Source organism: Mesorhizobium sp. M7A.F.Ca.MR.362.00.0.0 (assembly GCF_004023175.1).
Lineage (GTDB): Bacteria > Pseudomonadota > Alphaproteobacteria > Rhizobiales > Rhizobiaceae > Mesorhizobium.
In genome coordinates, this window is the sequence record NZ_RZTF01000597.1 from 1,412 (window position 1) to 2,597 (window position 1,186).

The following is a 1,186-nucleotide window of genomic DNA, read 5'->3' on the forward strand; positions in this document are numbered from 1 at the left end:
GCCCGTTGAGGCCATGGCGAGCAAGCGAGGCCGTGATGCCCTCGCGAAGCAGGCTGCCGATAGCGTCCAGATGCGCGAAGCTAGCCGGGGTCAACGCGCGCATCGCCGCCAGACCGGCTCGCATCGTCACCGGGTTCGCGGTGAAGGTGCCGCCATGCGGCAATGCAGGCTTGCCTCGTGTTGGATCGAACACCGCCATCACGTCGGCGCGGCCGCCGACGGCGCCGACCGGGAATCCTCCGCCGATGATCTTGCCGAGAGCCGTCAGATCGGGCGTGATGCTCCACAGGCCCTGCGCCCCCGAATAGCCAAGGCGGAGCGAGATCACCTCGTCGAAGATCACCAGCGAGCCGGCGGCATGAGCGATCTCGACCATCGCGTCGAGATAATCCTTTCGCGCGGGAATAAGTCCGGCGCGGTTCGGCATCGGGTCGATCAGAACACCCGCTATCGTGTCGCCATGCGCGTCGAAGACGGCACGCAGCGCCTCCGTATCGTTGAACGGCACCGCGATGACATCATCGAGAACTCCCTTCGGCGTGCCTTTCGCGTATGCCGTTGAGGCAGGCATGTCGCCCCAGTTGGCGGGCGAACTGTCCAGGCTGACTTCCGCGAAGTCGTAGGAGCCATGGTAGGCACCTTCGATCTTGACGATCTTCGGCCGCTCGGTGAACGCCCGAGCCGCCTTGATCGCCATCATGACGCCTTCCGTGCCGGAGTTGGCGAAGCGAACCTGCTCGACTGACGGAAGGCGCTCCACCAACAGTTCAGCAAGATCAAGTTCGCTCTCGGTGGGCGCTCCGAAAGCCGATCCCTGGGGCATCTGGTCCACCACCGCGGCCGTGACGGCGGGATGGCCGTAGCCATGGATCATGGCCGTGAAATTGTTGATGCAGTCGTAGTAGACGTTTCCATCGACGTCCCAGACGCGGCAGCCCTCGCCGCGCTGGGCATAGATCGGAAACGGGTCGATGAAGACCGTTGTCCGGGTGTTTCCTCCCGGCATGACCTTGCGGGCCCGTTCGAACATCTCGCGGGACTTCGGCATTGAATCTGGATAGTGGCGCATAATCTTGTAAACCGATGAAGGAGACAGCCTTGGATGGCCGCGACGAAGGGCGCGACCTCTTTCGATCACTTGGTCATGATCGTGTGGCTCTGCTCGCGCAGGTACTGTGGCAGGAAC

At 63.2% G+C, this 1,186-nt stretch carries 1 pseudogene; it reads right to left on the reverse strand.

The features are described 5' to 3' along the window. Positions 1–1,030, reverse strand: a pseudogene (locus tag EOC06_RS35725) (aspartate aminotransferase family protein); the annotation flags it as partial. Positions 1,031–1,186: the final 156 nt, after the last annotated feature.